Origin of the sequence: Arthrobacter sp. NQ7 (genome assembly GCF_029581595.2) — a bacterium.
Lineage (GTDB): Bacteria > Actinomycetota > Actinomycetes > Actinomycetales > Micrococcaceae > Arthrobacter > Arthrobacter phenanthrenivorans_B.
Genome location: NZ_JARFXU020000019.1, coordinates 25,696 through 41,926, shown reverse-complemented (window position 1 = coordinate 41,926; position 16,231 = coordinate 25,696). Strand labels below are relative to the sequence as shown.

14 protein-coding genes and 1 riboswitch are annotated in these 16,231 nt (G+C 68.3%); of the genes, 7 read left to right on the top strand and 7 right to left on the bottom strand.

Annotation, left to right across the window (positions count from 1 at the left end):
- The first annotated feature begins 80 nt into the window (after positions 1-80).
- The 6 genes from PUN71_RS17345 to PUN71_RS17320 all read left to right on the top strand — a co-directional run bounded on the left by PUN71_RS17345 (position 81) and on the right by PUN71_RS17320 (position 9,194).
- Entirely contained in the window at positions 81-821 is a 741-nt protein-coding gene (locus PUN71_RS17345) for a response regulator transcription factor (protein WP_277799411.1), read from the top strand.
- Between the two features lie 12 nt (positions 822-833).
- The gene (locus PUN71_RS17340; RefSeq protein WP_277799410.1) at positions 834-2,315 is read left to right on the top strand and encodes a sensor histidine kinase; all 1,482 of its coding nucleotides are present in this window, start codon (positions 834-836) and stop codon (positions 2,313-2,315) included.
- Positions 2,316-2,427: 112 nt separating this feature from the next.
- Entirely contained in the window at positions 2,428-3,825 is a 1,398-nt protein-coding gene (locus tag PUN71_RS17335) for a bifunctional glycosyltransferase family 2/GtrA family protein (protein ID WP_277799409.1), read from the top strand.
- Positions 3,822-5,972 carry a glycosyltransferase family 39 protein gene (locus PUN71_RS17330; protein WP_277799408.1) on the top strand — a complete coding sequence of 717 codons (2,151 nt, stop codon included), beginning with the start codon at positions 3,822-3,824 and terminating at the stop codon, positions 5,970-5,972. Before PUN71_RS17335 ends, PUN71_RS17330 begins: the two co-directional genes overlap by 4 nt.
- Positions 5,973-5,978: 6 nt before the next feature.
- Positions 5,979-8,177, top strand: a complete 2,199-nt coding sequence (locus PUN71_RS17325) for an ArnT family glycosyltransferase (protein WP_277799407.1) — start codon at positions 5,979-5,981, stop codon at positions 8,175-8,177.
- A 140-nt stretch (positions 8,178-8,317) separates the two neighbouring features.
- Positions 8,318-8,478, top strand: a riboswitch (cyclic di-AMP (ydaO/yuaA leader).
- Positions 8,479-8,483: 5 nt separating this feature from the next.
- On the top strand, positions 8,484-9,194 hold the full coding sequence (locus PUN71_RS17320; protein ID WP_277799406.1) for an aggregation-promoting factor C-terminal-like domain-containing protein: 711 nt from the start codon (positions 8,484-8,486) through the stop codon (positions 9,192-9,194).
- 72 nt (positions 9,195-9,266) lie between these two features.
- Here PUN71_RS17320 and PUN71_RS17315 read toward each other — a convergent pair whose 3' ends face one another.
- Genes PUN71_RS17315 through PUN71_RS17305 form a run of 3 tightly spaced genes read right to left on the bottom strand, consistent with a single transcriptional unit; the run spans position 9,267 to position 11,152 of the window.
- Positions 9,267-9,656: a glyoxalase superfamily protein gene (locus PUN71_RS17315; protein ID WP_043452002.1), complete on the bottom strand. Its 390-nt coding sequence runs from the start codon at positions 9,654-9,656 to the stop codon at positions 9,267-9,269.
- A 44-nt stretch (positions 9,657-9,700) separates the two neighbouring features.
- On the bottom strand, positions 9,701-10,336 hold the full coding sequence (gene upp / locus PUN71_RS17310; protein ID WP_043451999.1) for a uracil phosphoribosyltransferase: 636 nt from the start codon (positions 10,334-10,336) through the stop codon (positions 9,701-9,703).
- Positions 10,337-10,348: 12 nt separating this feature from the next.
- Complete coding sequence (locus tag PUN71_RS17305; RefSeq protein WP_043451998.1) at positions 10,349-11,152, bottom strand: phosphatase PAP2 family protein; 804 nt, start codon at positions 11,150-11,152, stop codon at positions 10,349-10,351.
- Positions 11,153-11,208: 56 nt separating this feature from the next.
- Between PUN71_RS17305 and PUN71_RS17300 the strand changes: the two genes are divergently transcribed.
- Positions 11,209-11,715 (top strand): nucleoside deaminase, encoded by a 507-nt coding sequence (locus PUN71_RS17300; protein WP_277799405.1) that lies wholly within the window; start codon positions 11,209-11,211, stop codon positions 11,713-11,715.
- 51 nt (positions 11,716-11,766) lie between these two features.
- Here the strand turns inward: PUN71_RS17300 and PUN71_RS17295 are convergent, their stop codons facing one another.
- The 4 genes from PUN71_RS17295 to PUN71_RS17280 all read right to left on the bottom strand — a co-directional run bounded on the left by PUN71_RS17295 (position 11,767) and on the right by PUN71_RS17280 (position 16,131).
- Positions 11,767-12,849, bottom strand: coding sequence for a glycosyltransferase family 4 protein (locus PUN71_RS17295; protein WP_277799404.1), 1,083 nt, complete (start codon positions 12,847-12,849; stop codon positions 11,767-11,769).
- A gap of 2 nt (positions 12,850-12,851) precedes the next feature.
- Positions 12,852-13,247, bottom strand: coding sequence for a 6-pyruvoyl trahydropterin synthase family protein (locus tag PUN71_RS17290; protein WP_043451993.1), 396 nt, complete (start codon positions 13,245-13,247; stop codon positions 12,852-12,854).
- Positions 13,248-13,250: 3 nt separating this feature from the next.
- Entirely contained in the window at positions 13,251-14,291 is a 1,041-nt protein-coding gene (locus tag PUN71_RS17285) for a zinc-dependent alcohol dehydrogenase (RefSeq protein ID WP_277799403.1), read from the bottom strand.
- A 226-nt stretch (positions 14,292-14,517) separates the two neighbouring features.
- Positions 14,518-16,131 carry an HNH endonuclease signature motif containing protein gene (locus PUN71_RS17280; protein WP_277799402.1) on the bottom strand — a complete coding sequence of 538 codons (1,614 nt, stop codon included), beginning with the start codon at positions 16,129-16,131 and terminating at the stop codon, positions 14,518-14,520.
- Positions 16,132-16,231 lie beyond the last annotated feature (100 nt).

Sequence of the window (16,231 nt, the reverse complement as noted above, 5' to 3'; positions counted from 1 at the left end):
CAGGTGGCTAGGCTGGAGCTCACAGCTGGAACACAGCAACGGCAAAGCACTGGCTAACCGACAGATCGGAGAGTTGTCCCATGGCATCCCCGCACCCCATGACCAACAACCTTCCCCAGCTCACCCATCCCGACGGTTCCCCGATCCGTGCCCTGGTGGTGGACGACGAGCCCAGCCTGTCGGAGCTGATGAGCATGGGCCTGCGCATGGCCGGCTGGTCCGTAGCCGTTGCCGGTGACGGACCCACGGCCGTGAAACTGGCCAAGGACTTCCACCCGGACGTCCTGGTGCTGGATGTCATGCTGCCGGGGTTCGACGGCGTGGAACTACTGGGCAGGATCCGCGCCTTTGCGCCGGAGGTGCCCGCGCTGTTCCTTACGGCAAAGGACGCTGTCCAGGACCGGATCGTGGGCCTGGCGGCAGGCGGGGACGACTACGTCACCAAGCCCTTCAGCATGGAAGAGGTCCTGCTGCGCCTGCACCGCCTGGTGCAGCGTTCCGGAGTCGCTGCCATGGACACCGCCGAGCTGGTGGTGGGCGATCTGGTACTCAACGTGGACACCCGCGAAGTAACCCGTGCCGGCGAGGACATCCAGCTGACGGCGACGCAGTTTGAACTCCTGCGCTACCTGATGGAAAACCCCAAGCGCGTGGTCAGCAAGGCGCAGATCCTGGACCATGTGTGGGACTACGATTTCGGCGGTCAGGCGAACATCGTGGAACTCTACATCTCCTACCTGCGCAAGAAGATCGAGGCCAGGCACCCGCCGATGATCCATACCGTGCGCGGGGCGGGCTACGTCATCAAGCCCGCAGACTAACCGGGGAAACGCATGTCGTCGCTTTCCGGTGTCCCCCGGCCCACCGGCCGGTCCTGGTTCAACCCCTCCACCTGGCATTTGCGGACCCGCCTGATCCTGCTCTCCATGGCCCTCCTGGTGGCCATCTCCAGCGCGATCGGCGTGGCCAGCTACGCCTCGATGGACGTGGTCCTCACCAACCAGCTGGACAGCCAGTTGATGCAGGCCTCCCGCGGCCGCCCGCCGGAAGGCAACCCTTCCGGACGCCCTGACCCGCTCGACGCCCGGGGCCAGAGCGTGGGAACACTCAACGCCCGCGTGAGCAACGGCCAGATCAGCAACGCCGCAGGTTTCCTGTCCTCCGACTTCACGCGCACAGCGTTGACTTCCGCCGATGTGGCCACCCTGCAGGCACTGCCACGCAACGGTGTGCCGGTGGACCGGCAGCTGTCCAACGGCGACTACCGGGTCCTCGCCACCGCGACGCCGTACGGCGATGTGGTGATCACCGGGCTCCCCCTGGCCATGAAGAATGCCACCGAAGCCTCCCTGGTGCTGACCATGGTGCTCGTGTCGCTGGGCGGCCTGGTCTTGATTGGGCTGGCCGGCACTGCCTTGATCCGCCGGACCATGCGGCCCCTTGAACAGCTCTCCGACGTGGCCACCAGGGTCTCAAAGCTGCCCCTCGACGCCGGTGAGGTGGCGCTCGCCGTGCGCGTGCCACCCTCCGCGGCGCACCCCACCACCGAGGTGGGAAGCGTGGGCCATGCCCTGAACCTCATGCTGGACAACGTTGCCAACGCTCTCGAGGCACGGCAGCGCAGCGAGATGAAGGTGCGCCAGTTCGTAGCCGATGCCTCCCACGAGCTGAGGACACCCCTGACCGCCATCCGCGGCTACACCGAACTGATGCGGATGACCGAAACGCTGACCGAGGACGGCCAAAAGTCCCTGGGGCGCGTCCAAAGCCAGTCGGAACGCATGACAGCCCTGGTGGAGGACCTGTTGCTCCTGGCCAGGCTGGATGAAGGCAAGGCAACCGAAACCACGGACGTGGACCTCACCCAGTTGGTGGTCGAAACCGTCAGCGATGAAAAGGTCATGGCTCCGGACCATACCTGGCAGCTGCAGCTTCCGGACGAACCCGTGACCGTCCGCGGCGACAACACCCAGCTCCACCAGGTCCTGGCCAACCTGCTCTCCAACGCCCGGAAGCACACCCCGGCCGGCACCACGGTGACCACCGGGCTGATGCGCTCCGCCGACGGGAGCGTGGTGGTCACGGTCACCGATGACGGGCCCGGCATCCCCGCCGAATTCCAAGGCAGCATCTTTTCCCGCTTCACCCGGGCCGACGCCGCCCGGTCCGGTTCCGAGGGATCGTCCGGGCTGGGGCTGTCCATCGTGGAATCCATCGTCATGGCCCATGGGGGCACCGTTGAGCTGGTTTCCCGGCCGGGCAGGACGGAGTTCGCCATCCGGCTTCCCGCGACGGCCTGGACCACGACGCCGTAGCCCCGGTGATCCGCGCCCACAGGCAGGCCGCCGATAAAGTGACCTTCACTTACACAGGCACGTCACAGGTTGTGCCTAAAGCCCTCAAATCCGGCAGCGCCACTGTTGATGCATGACGCTCACCGACTCCACTTCAGGACCCCGCCAGGACGCCGCAGTGGCGCCGCCGGGCCTTCCTTCCAGGGGGCATGCCGTACGGCGGGCACCCGTGGACACCCGCACCGCCGTCCCCGTCCTGGACGTGACCATTCCGGTCTTCAATGAGGAACGCGACCTGGAGGAATGCCTGCGCAGGCTCCACGGCCACCTTCATGAAACCTTTCCGCACAGCTTCCGGATCACCGTGGCGGACAACGCCAGCACGGATGGCACGCTGAAGATCGCCGAACGGCTGGCCCGCGAGTTCCCTGAACTGGCCGTGGTCCACCTCGACGAGAAGGGCCGGGGGAATGCCCTGCGCAACGTATGGCTGGCGTCCCCCTCACCGGTGCTGGCGTACATGGACGTGGACCTCTCCACTGACCTCGCCGCCCTGGCTCCCCTGCTGGCGCCCCTGATCTCCGGGCACTCGGACCTGGCCATCGGTACCCGGCTCACCCGGGACTCGCGCGTTGTCCGCGGTCCCAAACGGGAGTTCATTTCGCGCGGCTACAACCTCATGCTCCATTCCTTCATGGGCGCACGCTTCAGCGACGCCCAGTGCGGATTCAAGGCGATCCGGGCCGACGTCGCCCAGCAAATCCTCCCCTACACCGTGGACAACTCCTGGTTCTTCGATACCGAACTGCTGGTCCTCGCCGAACGCTGCGGCCTGCGCGTCCACGAGGTTCCGGTGGACTGGATCGACGATCCGGATTCCAGCGTGGACGTGGTCCGCACTGCCCTGGCAGATGTCCGCGGCATGGCGCGGCTGACCCGCGACCTGGTCTATGGCCGGATCCCGGTCCCGGAACTGCGTGCCGCCCTGGCCCGTGGGCCGCTTCCCGCATCATCGAGGGCCGGTGAGCAGACCCGCGGCAGCAGCCTGTTCGGCCAGCTGGTCCGGTTCGCGGCCATCGGCGCCGCCTCCACCCTGGCCTACCTGGCCATCTTCGTGTTCTGCCGCGGCTTCATGGACCCGCAGCTGGCCAACTTCCTGGCGCTGCTCATCACGGCGGTGGCCAACACCGGCGCCAACCGGCGTTTCACGTTCGGCATCCAGGGCGGCAATCCGGTCCGGCACCATTTCGAGGGGCTGATCGTGTTCGGCATCGGCCTGCTGCTCACCTCCGGGGCGCTCGCCCTGGTCCACCGCGCGACGACGCCGGACCGGTGGGTGGAAGTCCTCACCGTCGTGGCGGCGAACCTGGCAGCCACGGCCGTCCGGTTCCTGCTGTTCCGGCTGTGGGTCTTCCGTGAGCGGTCACCGCGTCCCCCAACCCCCGGCACCGGCACCCGCACCGGCGAAGCCAGCGCCACCACCGCTGACCACGCTCCCGCCACGACCTCCACAGAAACGGCAGCATCATGACCTCCACCATCTCACCGGCATCAACCCCCGGGGGCGAAACGGCCGCTCCAGCCACCGGCACGGCCGCTGCCACCGCAGCATCAGGGCCGGAGGCACCGGCACGCTGGACCCGGTACGCCTTCGGCAGCCAGCCGCGCTGGGTCCGGCCGTCCGCGGCCGGGCTCCTGGTGGCCACGGCTGTGCTCTACCTCTGGAACCTGGCAGCCACCGGCTACGGAAACTCCTTCTACGCGGCGGCCATCCAGGCCGGCACCAAGGACTGGACCGCGTTCCTCTTCGGATCGCTGGACGCCGGCAACGCCATCACCGTGGACAAGCCCCCCGCCGCACTCTGGATCCCGGCGCTCGCGGGCCGCATCTTCGGATTCTCATCACTGAGCATGCTGGTGCCGGAAGCGCTCATGGGCGTTGCCGCCGTCGGCTTCCTCTACCTGGCGGTCAAGCGGGTCTCCGGTCCCGCTGCGGGCCTCCTGGCGGGCGGCGCACTGGCGCTGACCCCGGTGGCTGCCCTGATGTTCAAGTTCAACAACCCCGATGCGATGCTCACCCTCTGCCTGGTGCTGGCGGCGTACTTCACCACCCGGGCCATCGAGCGCGCGGGATGGAAGTGGCTCGTGGCGGCCGGCGCCGTGATCGGCCTGGCATTCCTCACCAAGATGCTGCAGGGCTTCCTGGTGGTTCCGGCACTGGGACTTGCCTACCTGTGGGCCGCCCCCACCACGCTGGGGCGCCGCCTGCTGCACCTGCTGGGCGCGCTGGGCGGCATCATCGTTGTGGCCGGCAGCTACATCGCCCTCTTCCAGTTGACTCCGGCTTCGGAGCGGCCGTACATGGCCGGGTCCACGACCAACAGCTTCCTGGAACTGACGTTCGGCTACAACGGGCTGGCGCGCATCACCGGCTCGGGTGAGGGCATGCCCGGCGGCGGGGCAGCGGGCGGGGGCGGCGCACCCGCAGGCGGTTTGGGCGGCGCACCCGGCTTCGGCGGCGGGAACGCCGGCTTCGGCGGTGCGGCAGGCCTGCTCCGGATGTTCGGCACGAGTTTCGGCGGCGAAGTATCGTGGCTGCTGCCCGCAGCCCTCGTCCTGCTGCTGGCCGGCCTCTGGTTCACCCGCCGCGAAGTCCGCACCTCAGCGAACCGGGCCGCACTGATCCTCTGGGGCGGCTGGCTCCTGGTCACGGCCGGGGTCTTCAGCTTCATGAGCGGCATTGTCCACCCCTACTACTCGGTGGCGCTGGCCCCGGCCATCGCGGCACTGGTAGGCATCGGCGCCGTGGAACTCTGGCGCGGCCGTGGGTACTGGCCTGCCCGCACGGTCCTGGCCGTGGCCATCCTCGGCACGGCCATCTGGTCCGCGGTCCTGCTGGGCCGCGACGCCTCGTGGCTCCCCTGGCTGCGTCCCGCGATCATCGTCCTCGGCGCCGTTGCCGCCGCCGGAATCCTGTTCCGCCTGGACGCCGTGGCCCCGAAGGGACGCTTCCGGCGCGCAGGCGCGGCCGCCGTCGTCGTCGTATCCCTCCTGGCCGGTGGGCTGGGACCCGCCGCGTGGACCCTCGCCACTGCCGCTACGGCACATGCGGGTTCCATTCCGACGTCGGGGCCAGCGGGTTCGTCGACCGCCGGCTTCGGCAACCGGGCAGCGGGACTCCGCGGTGACCGGGCTGACGGCAGGGAGGCCGGCACGGACGCCACCGCCGGCGCAGAAGGCTTCGACCCCGCCAACGGCCTTCCCGGTGCTGGTGGTCCTGATGCTGGGGATTCCGGTGTTGGGGGTCCCGGTGTTGGCGGCGCAGGCGGTCCCGGCGAAGGGGCGGCCGATGCGTCCGTCACCGCATTGCTGGCGTCCACCACCACCAAATGGTCGGCGATCGTCTCCGGCGCGAGCCAGGCGGCCAGCCTGGAACTTGCCTCGAACACCAGCGTTATCGCCCTGGGCGGCTGGAACGGCGGCGATCCCTACCCCACACTCGCCGAATTCCAGGACATGGTCTCCAAGGGCGAAATCAGCTACTTCATCGCAGGCGGCGGAATGGGCGGAGGCGCAATGGGCGGCCGGGGCGGCAACTCCGAGGTGGCTGCCTGGGTCCAGGCCAACTTCCAGGCCCAGACGGTGGGCAGCTCCACCGTGTACCAACTGACCAAGTAGGACGCCATGGCCGGCCGATTCACCAGCACCACGTACCGACGCATCGCTACCGGCTTTGTGCCGTCCCGTCCCGGCCGGGCAGCCGGAACAGCTTCCCCCGCTCCGGGCACAGCACAGGACGTCCCTGCAGCGCGGCGGGCCTGGCCGGCCGCGCTGCAGCGCCTGGAACTGGCTGCCGTCCTGGCGGGCACCGCAGTGCTGTACCTCTGGAACCTGGGGGCGTCCGGCTGGGCGAATGCGTTCTACTCGGCGGCGGCCCAGGCCGGATCGCAGGACTGGACGGCCTGGTTCTTCGGTTCATCCGATGCGGCCAACTCCATCACGGTGGACAAGCCGCCGGCGTCGCTGTGGATCACGGGATTGTCCGTCCGGCTCTTCGGGCTGAATTCCTGGAGCATCCTGGTGCCCGATGCGTTGATGGGGGTCGGCGCGGCGTGGCTGCTCTACCTCGCCGTCCGGCGCGCGGCTGCCCCGGCCACCGGTGACGCGAGGCTCGCGCACCGGGCCGGGCTGCTGGCCGCCGCCGTCCTTGCCCTCACACCGGTGGCCACCCTGATGTTCCGGTTCAACAACCCGGACACCCTGCTGGTGCTGCTCATGACAGCGGCAGGCTACGCGGTCCTCCGGGCCATCCAGGAGGACCGGCTGCGGTGGATCCTGCTGGCGGGGGTGTTCCTGGGCTTGGGTTTCCTGGCCAAGCAGTTGCAGGTGCTGCTGGTGGTTCCCGGCTTTGCCCTGGCGGTCCTGGCGGCGGGCCGCGGCAGGATGGGGCGGCGGCTGCTGTGGCTGGCTGCCGCCGGCGCCGCAATGGCGGCTTCGGCCGGATGGTGGCTCCTTGCGGTGGAGCTGACACCTGCCGGCATGCGCCCCTACATCGGCGGATCGCAGGACAACTCCATCCTGGAGCTGACGCTGGGCTACAACGGCCTTGGCCGGCTGACCGGCGACGAGACAGGCAGCGTGGGTGGCGGCAATGGCTGGGGTGTTCCCGGGCTGCTGCGGATGTTCAACAGTGAGTTCGGCGGCCAGATCGCATGGCTCCTGCCGTCTGCCCTGATCCTGGCCGCGGGCCTTCTCTGGGTGGGCCGGCGGGCCCCGCGGACGGACATGGTGCGCGCCAGCGTCATCGTCTGGGGCTCGTGGGTGCTGGTGACCGGCCTGGTGTTCAGCTTCATGTCCGGCATCATCCACCCTTACTACGCGGTGGCACTGGCGCCCGGGATAGCCGGGCTTGCCGGGTTGGGCGGGGTTCTCCTGTGGCAGCACCGGCACCAGCCGGCCGCGGCCGTGGCAGTGGCTTCAGCTACGGCCGCGGCAGCAGTTATGGCGTTCCAGCTGCTCGGTACCACCACCGCCTATGGTCCCTGGTTCCGCTGGCTGGTCCTGGCAGCAGGCCTGGCGGCCGCGGCAGGAGTTGGACTGGGCAGGTTCCTTCGCCTGCGCTCCATGCAGTGGACGGCAGCGGTGCAGTGGACGACAGCGGTGCAGCGGACCGCGGCGGGGCGGTGGACGACGGCGGTGCAGCGGGCGACGGCGGGGCTCGCCATTGCGGCGTCGCTCGCCGGACCTCTGGCGTTCTCCATCTCCACGGCGGCAACGGCACACAGCGGGGCCATTGTCAGCGCCGGGCCGGCGACAGCATTTGCCGGCCCTGGCGGCTCCCGTGCCAACAGGACCGGTGGGCCCGGCACGGGCGGCAATACCCGGCAGTTCGGCGGCCGAACCGGACAAAACCAGGTCGGCTCCGGGCAGGCAGGACCCGGCCAGTCCGGGGCGGGCCAGGCCGGACAAGGCCCCGGCGGAGCTGGTGTGGCCGGCGGCCGTGGCGGCGGTGCAGGCGGCGCCATGGGTGGCCTTCTTGGCGCCCCCACCCCGTCATCAGACCTGGTGGCAGCATTGAAAGACGGTGCAGCGGGGTACACCTGGGCGGCGGCGGTGGTGGGCTCCAACAATGCTGCCGGTTACCAATTGGCAACGGAACTGCCTGTGATGGCAGTCGGCGGCTTCAACGGGACCGACCCCTCCCCCACCCTTGAGCAGTTCCAGGAGCTGGTGTCGCAGGGGAAGATCCACTACTTCATTGCGGGCGGAACCACCCGGTCCAGCACAGGCTCAGACGCCGCCGCCCGGGTTGCCCAGTGGGTAGCGGAAAACTTCACCGCACGGAGCATCGGCGGGACCACCGTCTACCTGCTTGGCGACTGAGCCAAACCTGAACCGGTGCGCAATTCGACTCGCTGCCACCGTGACTTCCGTTACCTAAATGTGACTTTCTCGTATCCTTCCTGTACCGTCGATTGGGTGCGGTCCCCGTTCGGGCCGCATATCCCGGGTTGACGCCAAGCTCTGCCGCTTCCCCGGATCCCGATTGAGCTACGGCAGAGGCGGGGGACCCACCGTCCCGGGCAATGAATGCCCTTGGGGTTAAGCCAGTACGTGTTCTTTCCGTATGGCCGGATGCCCTCATCCGAACCCGACAGCTAACTCCGCAGGTGTGAGAGGCGATCAATCATGTCCAAAAACACGGCAGAAACACGCCTGCAGGCCAAGGCTAAACACCGGGCCGCCAAGCAGGCCAAGAAAACCACCCTGGGCCAGCGCGCCGGGATCCTCGCAGCATCGTGCGCGGTGCTGGTGGGCGTAGGCGCTGCAGGCCAGGCCACCAGCGGCATGACCCCAGTGTCATCCACCGGCTCCAACTCTTCCACGGCAGCGGCCGACTCCCAAATGAGCATCGAGAAGAGCGAGATCCGTTCCAACCCGGCGGCCAGCCCCGCTCCGGCAGCAATCACGGTCGCGCCGCAGGCAGCGGAACCCGCCCCGGCCGCCCCCGCACCGGCGCCGGCAGCCCCCGCACCCGCCCCGGCACCCGAACCCGCCAAGGCACCCGAGCCGGCTCCCGCCGTCGCAATTAACGACCCGGCCGGCGCCCAGGCGTACGCCGCCGGCCAGCTGGCCTCCTTTGGCTGGGGCCCGGACCAGATGCAGTGCCTGCAGACGCTCTGGACCAAGGAATCGGACTGGACCACCACCGCCACCAACGCCAGCAGCGGCGCCTACGGGATCGTCCAGTCCCTTCCCGCGGAGAAGATGGCGAGCGCCGGTGCGGACTACCTCACCAACTACCGCACGCAGATCAACTGGGGCCTGGACTACATCAAGAAGAGCTACCAGTCGCCCTGCGGTGCCCTGAACTTCCACTTGGCTCACAACTGGTACTAGGCACGGCACCACCGCAGAGGGGAACCGGCGCAAGACGCGGGCCGCATCACGTGATGTGGCCCGCGGTTTGCTTTAAGGGCTGGCCTGGCCCTCATTGCGCCATGGGATGTACTGGACAGACCACCTGTTGCCGTCGGGATCGGCGAAATGGACGAAGTGGCCCCAGTCCTGCACGTCGATGTCGCTGACGTCCACGCCGTTGTTCTTCAGGAAGTCGTGGGCGGCCTTGATGTCGCTGACCACCATCTGAAGGTTGGATCCGGTGCCGGGCGGGGCGTCCGTGAGTCCTTCGCCGATGCAGATGGAGCAGGCCGAACCGGGCGGCGTCAACTGCACGAAGCGGATGGAGTCCGAGGGACGCTCGTCATAGTCGGCGTTGAACCCGACCTTGTTGACGTAGAAATCCTTGGCCCGGTCGACGTCGGATACGGGGACAAAAACGAGTTCGAGTTTCCAGTCCATCCGCTCAGGCTAGCGGCAGGAGGCCGGCTGAAAAAGGGTGGACCCTACCCTGCGATGCCGTAGAGGCGGTCGCCCGCGTCGCCCAGGCCCGGGACGATGTAGGACTTCTCGTTGAGCTTCTCGTCGATGGAGGCCAGGACAATGTGCACGTTGGCCCCGGACAGCTCCTCCTCCAGTCTGGCCAGGCCCTCCGGCGCCGCGAGCAGGCAGATGCAGGTGACGTCCGACGCGCCGCGCTTGAACAGGAACTTGATGGCCTCGCGCAGCGTGCCGCCGGTAGCCAGCATGGGGTCCAGGACGAAGACCTGGCGGCCGGTGAGGTCCTCCGGGAGGCGTTCCGCATAGGTGATGATGTCCAGCGTTTCCTCGTCCCGGGCCATGCCCAGGAAGCCCACCTCAGCGGTGGGGACCAGCTTGGTCATGCCTTCCAGCATTCCCAGGCCGGCACGGAGGATCGGGACAACCAGTGGGGTGGGTTTGGTGAACGCGGTGCCGATGGTTGTGCTGACGGGCGTTTCGATGGTGACGGGCTCGGTGCGGACTTCCCGGGTGGCCTCATAGGCCAGCAGGGTCACCAGCTCTTCCGTCAGCTGCCGGAAGACAGGGGACGGTGTGTTCTTGTCCCGCAGGACGGTGAGCTTGTGGGCGACCAGGGGGTGGTCAACAACGAGAGTACGCATCCCCCAAAACTATCATCCGGCGCTGCCCTTCCCGGGCCCGGAGCCTCCGTGCTCGTGCACTTCCTCGGCGACCACATCGCGCACGATCGGACGGTCGAACGACGGCGCGGCGCCGGCATGCTCCCGCCTGCGGACCAGGTGGAACAGCCGGTGGGCCATAATCACCACACCGACCCAGGTAAGGCCCAGCAGCCACCCTGCCATGACATCGGTCAGCCAGTGGTGCCCCAGGAAAACGCGGCTCAATCCCATGGCAATGATGAAGATGGTGCCGCCCGTGATGGCAGCGACGCGGACCCGCATGGTGTGGAACTGAAGGCAGATGAGGTACACCACCAGGCTGATGACCACGGTGGTATTCAGGGTGTGGCCGCTGGGGAAGGACGGCGAGTCCTCGTACGGGGGAACGGCGTCAGCGTGGTCCGGGCGGGTGCGGCCCACCAGCTTCTTGCCGAACGTGGTGGCCGTGACCGAGGCCGCTGCTGCCCCGCCGATGAGGACCAACGGCCGCCAGTTCCGGCTAAGGAAGGTCAGCCAGGCGGTGAGGATGCTGGCCAGGATGGGCATGCCGACGCCGCCGCCGATATTGGTGAAGCCGGTGACGAACGCATCGAGGCCTGGGCTCCGCAGGCTTTCGGCGAAGGCCAGCGCGGGCTTGTCCAGGTTAGCGAGGCCGGCTGAGTCCACCACATTGTCGTAGACCTCCGCACCGAGCAGCGCCAGCGACACAATGATGACGCCGCCCACCAGGATCGTGAGGACCAGTGCCGCGTACGGTTTGAACCAAATACTTATGCGGTCCCGAAGAGTGTCCATGGTGCCTCCCGGCGTCGGTAAGTAACCTGAATATCCCCCGAAACTATCATTGAGCCATGCCCTTGCCGGAAAAGAAACACGACGCCTGGATGGGCCTTGCCCTTGTGGAGGCCCGGCGGGCGCTGACCACGGAGGACGTGCCGATCGGCGCCGTGGTGATAGGGCCCGACGGCGCCGTGCTGGGTTCCGGCCGCAACCAGCGTGAGGAACTGGGCGACCCCACGGCCCACGCCGAGGTGGTGGCCATCCGGGAGGCGGCGCGGCAGTTGCAGGCATTGGCCCGGGGGGAGGGCGGCGCCGGTGACGGCTGGCGGTTGTCCGACTGCACGTTGGTGGTCACCCTGGAACCCTGCGCCATGTGTGCCGGCGCGATTGTGCTGGCCCGCATCCCGCGGGTGGTCTTCGGGGCCTGGGACGAGAAGGCGGGCGCCGCCGGCTCCGTGTTCGATATCCTCCGCGAACGGCGGCTCAATCACTGGGTTGAGGTGTACCCGGGCGTCCGCGGGGAGGAGTGCGGTGCGTTGCTGCGCGAGTTCTTCGCGGGGCACCGCGGCGCGATCTAAGTTGCGGTGACGCCTCTTGGGCTCCGACAGGCGGCGTTTCCCGCGCTCCCGTCAGTCGCGCTCCCCCAGCATGGCCAGGACCTGCTGCGCGGTGCTGTTCCAGTCCGGCAGCCGTGGCCGGGCGTCCAGGGCAGCTGCATGCCATGCCTCCCTTATTCCTGGATCCTCAAGCCAGCGGCGGAGGACGGAGGCGAGCCGTCCCGGGCTCTCCGGCCCTCCTTCGGGAAGGGGCAGTGCCGCGCCGGGAAGCCGCGGTCCGCCGTCGGCCGGCACCAGGCTGGCCAAGGAAAGAGCCTCCACCGCACCTGTCCCTTCGCGGACCAGGACCGGGACACCGTGGGCCAGGGATTCGGTAACAGCTATGCCGAAGGCCTCCTGCCGGGAGACGAGGAGGCTGAGGTTTGCGCGCGCCCATTCGGCTTCCAGGGGGTCGCCGGTGAGTTCCCCGGTGAGTTGGACCCTCTCTTCCAGCCCGTGGGCCGCGATGGCGGCACGGACCGCCTGCGCGTAGTCCGGGTCCGCCTGGTCCGAGCCCACGAAGGACGCAGTCCACGGGATCTCCTGCACCTGGGCCAGGGCCTCGACGGCGAGCAGCTGGTCTTTGTTCGGCAGCAGCGCCGCCATAACAATGAAGTGCGGGGGAACGGAACCCTTCGCCTGGGGCGCGGAGGCAACGCCGGGAAGGGCGACTCCGGCCTGGGGAAGTCCGCGGTCCGTGAGCTTCGAAGCGGCCCAGGTACTGGTGCAGACCACTCCGGTTGCTGCCCGGAGTGCGCGGGCTTCGTCGGCCAGAGCTGCGGTTCCGGAGCTTTCCGGCACTGGCATATGCACCAGGACCCATATGTCCTGGCCCGCTTTGGCCGCGAGTTCCAGTTCATCGGGGGCACCCACTGCCACCAGCCCGTCCACGATGACCACTGCCTGCCCGGGAACCGCCTCCGGTTCCCACGCGCCAAGAAGGCTGCCCAGCCGTCGTCGTTCCCCGGCACTGGCTTGTGGCCAGCGTCCCTCAACGGCGACGACCTCAACCTCGGCGCCATGCGCCTGGAGGCCGGCCACCAGGCGCGCGTTGTAGACATTCCCGCCGGAGCTGTGGTGGATGTTGCCGGGGACCAGCAGCCGGATGGAGCGCATGGCTAGGCGGTGAGGTCCAGGGAATAGGTGGCCCAGGCGTCCGGATTCTCGCGCAGGGTGACCTCGATTCCTGCGAGCTCGGGGCCGTCGTTGGTGTCCTTGATCCGGGCCGCCACCTGCTGGGCGACGTACTCGGCGAGGGCTTCGGTGGTGCTGAGCTTGTCCTTGAAATCGGGGTGTTCGTCCAGGTTGCGGTAGTTCAGGCCGGCGAGCACTTCCTCGATGATGGTGCCGGCGGCGCCGATGTCCAGGACGATCGCGTCGTCGTTCAGTGCGCGACGGCGGAAGGCCACTTCGGCCACAAAGGTTGCCCCGTGCAGTCCCTGGGCTGGACCAAAGGCTTCCCGGGGAAGGCTGTGGGCGATCATGAAGTGGCGGCGGACGGTCAGGCTGAACATGGGTTACCTCAAGTTTTCGGAGTTGTGGGCGGCTGGGGTGGGGGCTTGACTGGTGGCGGGGTACTCGACGACGTGGCACAGGGCGGCCAGGCTGCCGTCCGCCAGGCGTTGGACCACGTCCGGCAGGTCCTCGAACCGGGACGATCCGGTCAGGAACGCGTCGAAGACGGGGTCCTTGAGCAGCGATACGGCGAGGTCGAGGCGGTCCGCGGTGGTCCGGCGGTGGCGGCGGGCCCGGGCCACTGTGCCCACCTGGCTTGCCCGGATGGAGAGGCGCCTGGCGTGGAAGTCCTCTCCCAGCGGGACGGTGACCTCGCGGTTGGCGTACCAGGACATCTCGATGACGTCGCCTTCATCGCCCACGAGCTGCAGGCTGCGTTCCAGGCCTTCCTGGGATGCAGAGCAGTGGAACACGATGTCGCAGTCGGCCAGCGCGCTGTCTGGGTGCGCAAAGTCCACTCCCAGCGTGTCTGCGAGCTGTTTCCTGCCAGGATCGAGGTCCACCAGCTGCAGCCGCTGCAGCGGGAATTTGGCCAGCAGGGTAGCCACCATGCCGCCCACCAGGCCGGCGCCCACGACGGCGACCCGGTCCCCCAGCCGCGGCCCGGCTTCCCAGAGCGCGTTGACGGCGGTTTCCACGGTGCCGGTGAGGACGGCACGGCGCGACGGGACGTCGTCGGGGATCCTGGTCAGGGAGTCCACGGGAACCACGTAGACGTCCTGGTGCGGGTTCAGGCAAAAGACGCGCTGGCCTTTCCATTCCGCGGGTCCGTCCTCCACGACTCCCACCGAGAGGTAACCGAACTTTACGGGCCCGGGAAACTGCCCTTCCTGATGCGGAGCCCGCATCGCCTCCGCTACCCGGGGAGGCACGGCCCCTGCGTGGACCACCATCTCCGTGCCCTTGCTGATCCCCGAGTACAACGCACGGACCAGCGCCTCGCCCGGCCCTGGTGCGGGGACCTCCTCGGCCCTGAGCTCGCCGTGTTCCTTGGCAGTGGTCCAGTATGCGGTGGCGTGGATCGGATTCTGTGAATTTGTCATCTTGCTGATGAATCTAGCCGGACGTGCGGGGACGGCGAAAGTCCGACGGCGCGTGGCGAACTTTTGCGTGGCGGTGGCCCTTCGGTGTGGGTGGGCATCCGTGAGGGCATCCGGGTTGAGGGCTGGGCACGGGCTGTAAGGGCCTTGGGGATTGAATCCCGTTTGGCACAGGGCGCGAAACCCGGAGGCGGATTGGCCCGGGGCCTTCCGGGGCCTTCATGGGCCTTCACGCAGAGGGCGGGTGGAGGATCCTTCCAAGCCATTGCTCGCCCGGGGAGAAACCCAGCCTGACCACGTCGACGCAGCCGGCCACGCTCCATTCCGGCAGCCGTGGTTCAAGCGCCAGGCCGGGAGGCCAGCGTGGTGGTTCCCAGTCCTGGTGTTCGCTGGCGTAGTGCCGGCCGGTGGGTGAGGTCCAGCCGGGTGGTTCGTTTTTGGTTGCGGGGGTTGGTGTCCAGCCGGTGGTGTGGCGTAGTTTGTGGTGTTTTGGGCAGGGTTGTCCCAGGTTGCTGATCCCGGTGGTGCCGCCGTTGGCCCAGGCGAGGAGGTGGTCGGCCTCGTTGTCCAGGGAGTGGTTGCTGCAGCCGGGGAACGGGCACTTGCCGTCGCGCAACCTTAGCCAGGCCCGCATGGCTTTCGTAAGGCGGTAGCTGGTCCTGCCGATCTCCAGCGGCGCCCCGTCCCGCGGATCCACCAGGACCCGGTGGAAGGACTCGGCTCCGTTCGCAACGAGGTCCCTGGCCATTGACGGCGGGATGGGACCATACCCGTCCAGCATTGCCGGTTCATCGGTCAGACCCAGCAGGGAGAACACGGGAACGGTGACCAGCACCTGCGCCCTTATTGATGTCGGCGGGACATCTGTTTCTGCAACGCTTCCGGATGCGGTAAGGCAGTCTCCCCCGCCGCTGCTGTCGCTGTGGCGGGTCAGGGCGCCACAGGCCGTGGCGGGGGAAGCATCCGTGCCGGCAGAAGTCCTCCTGGCATCCCTGCCGGCGGACGTGCCGCTGGCGTCCGTGCGGTCTGGTGTGCCGCCTCCCAGGACAGTGGCAGCAAACGTGTCCGCGCGGAGCTGGGTCATGGTCCGGGGCTCGTCCGGGCCCTGCAGGGACCGGGCGACGGCGGTGAGCCGGTTCCACCCGGCAAGCGCCTGGTCCGCGGGCAGGCATGCAGACAGCCAGGCCATTCCGTCCCGGTCCGGCCGGAACTCCACCCGCCGCTCCACCACCCCTTTGGCGTGCCGCTTCTCAATCGACTCCGCATGGTGGCGTTCCCGCCACGTCCGCGCCTTGACCCGAAACCGGTGCGCCGGCAACTCCCCGGCCGGACAACCCCGCGCACCATCCGGTGCTCCGGGGTCCAGGAAATGGGCTTCCAACGCCGCAGCCCCGGCAGCATCCAGGCCAGCGGTTTCATCGGCCATCACCACCGCGTGCTGCCACGACAGGGACCCGGCCTGCAAAGCCTCCAAGGTCAGCGGCAAACCAGTGGTCAGGGCGTGCGAGGTCGCCAGGAACGAGGACGCCGCCCGCGGCCCCAGCGCCAGCACACACCCGATCTCGGCCGCGACCGCCATCTCCTGCGCCACCACCGGCACATCCGGACCCGCAACAGCACAAGCAGCCTCCGTGTACGTCACCGCCGCCTTCGCCTTCAACCCCGCGAACCCGGCCTCCACCTCCCGCGCACCGGCCAGAACGTCCAGGCACCCATCCGCCAAACCAGCCAACGGATCAGACACTGAAAACGGCGCCAACCCGGCCCCATCCACCTCAGCATTCAGCACCGCTATGGCAGCCCGGATATCCCCGAACGCCTTCACCACCGCCGCTGTCCCCATAAACCCATCATGACAAGGGGGTACGACAATGAGGATCGGACGCGGCGCGAGCATTCGCCGCAGGCCGTTTTGGGGATGCAGGCCATGCTCCGGTACCCTA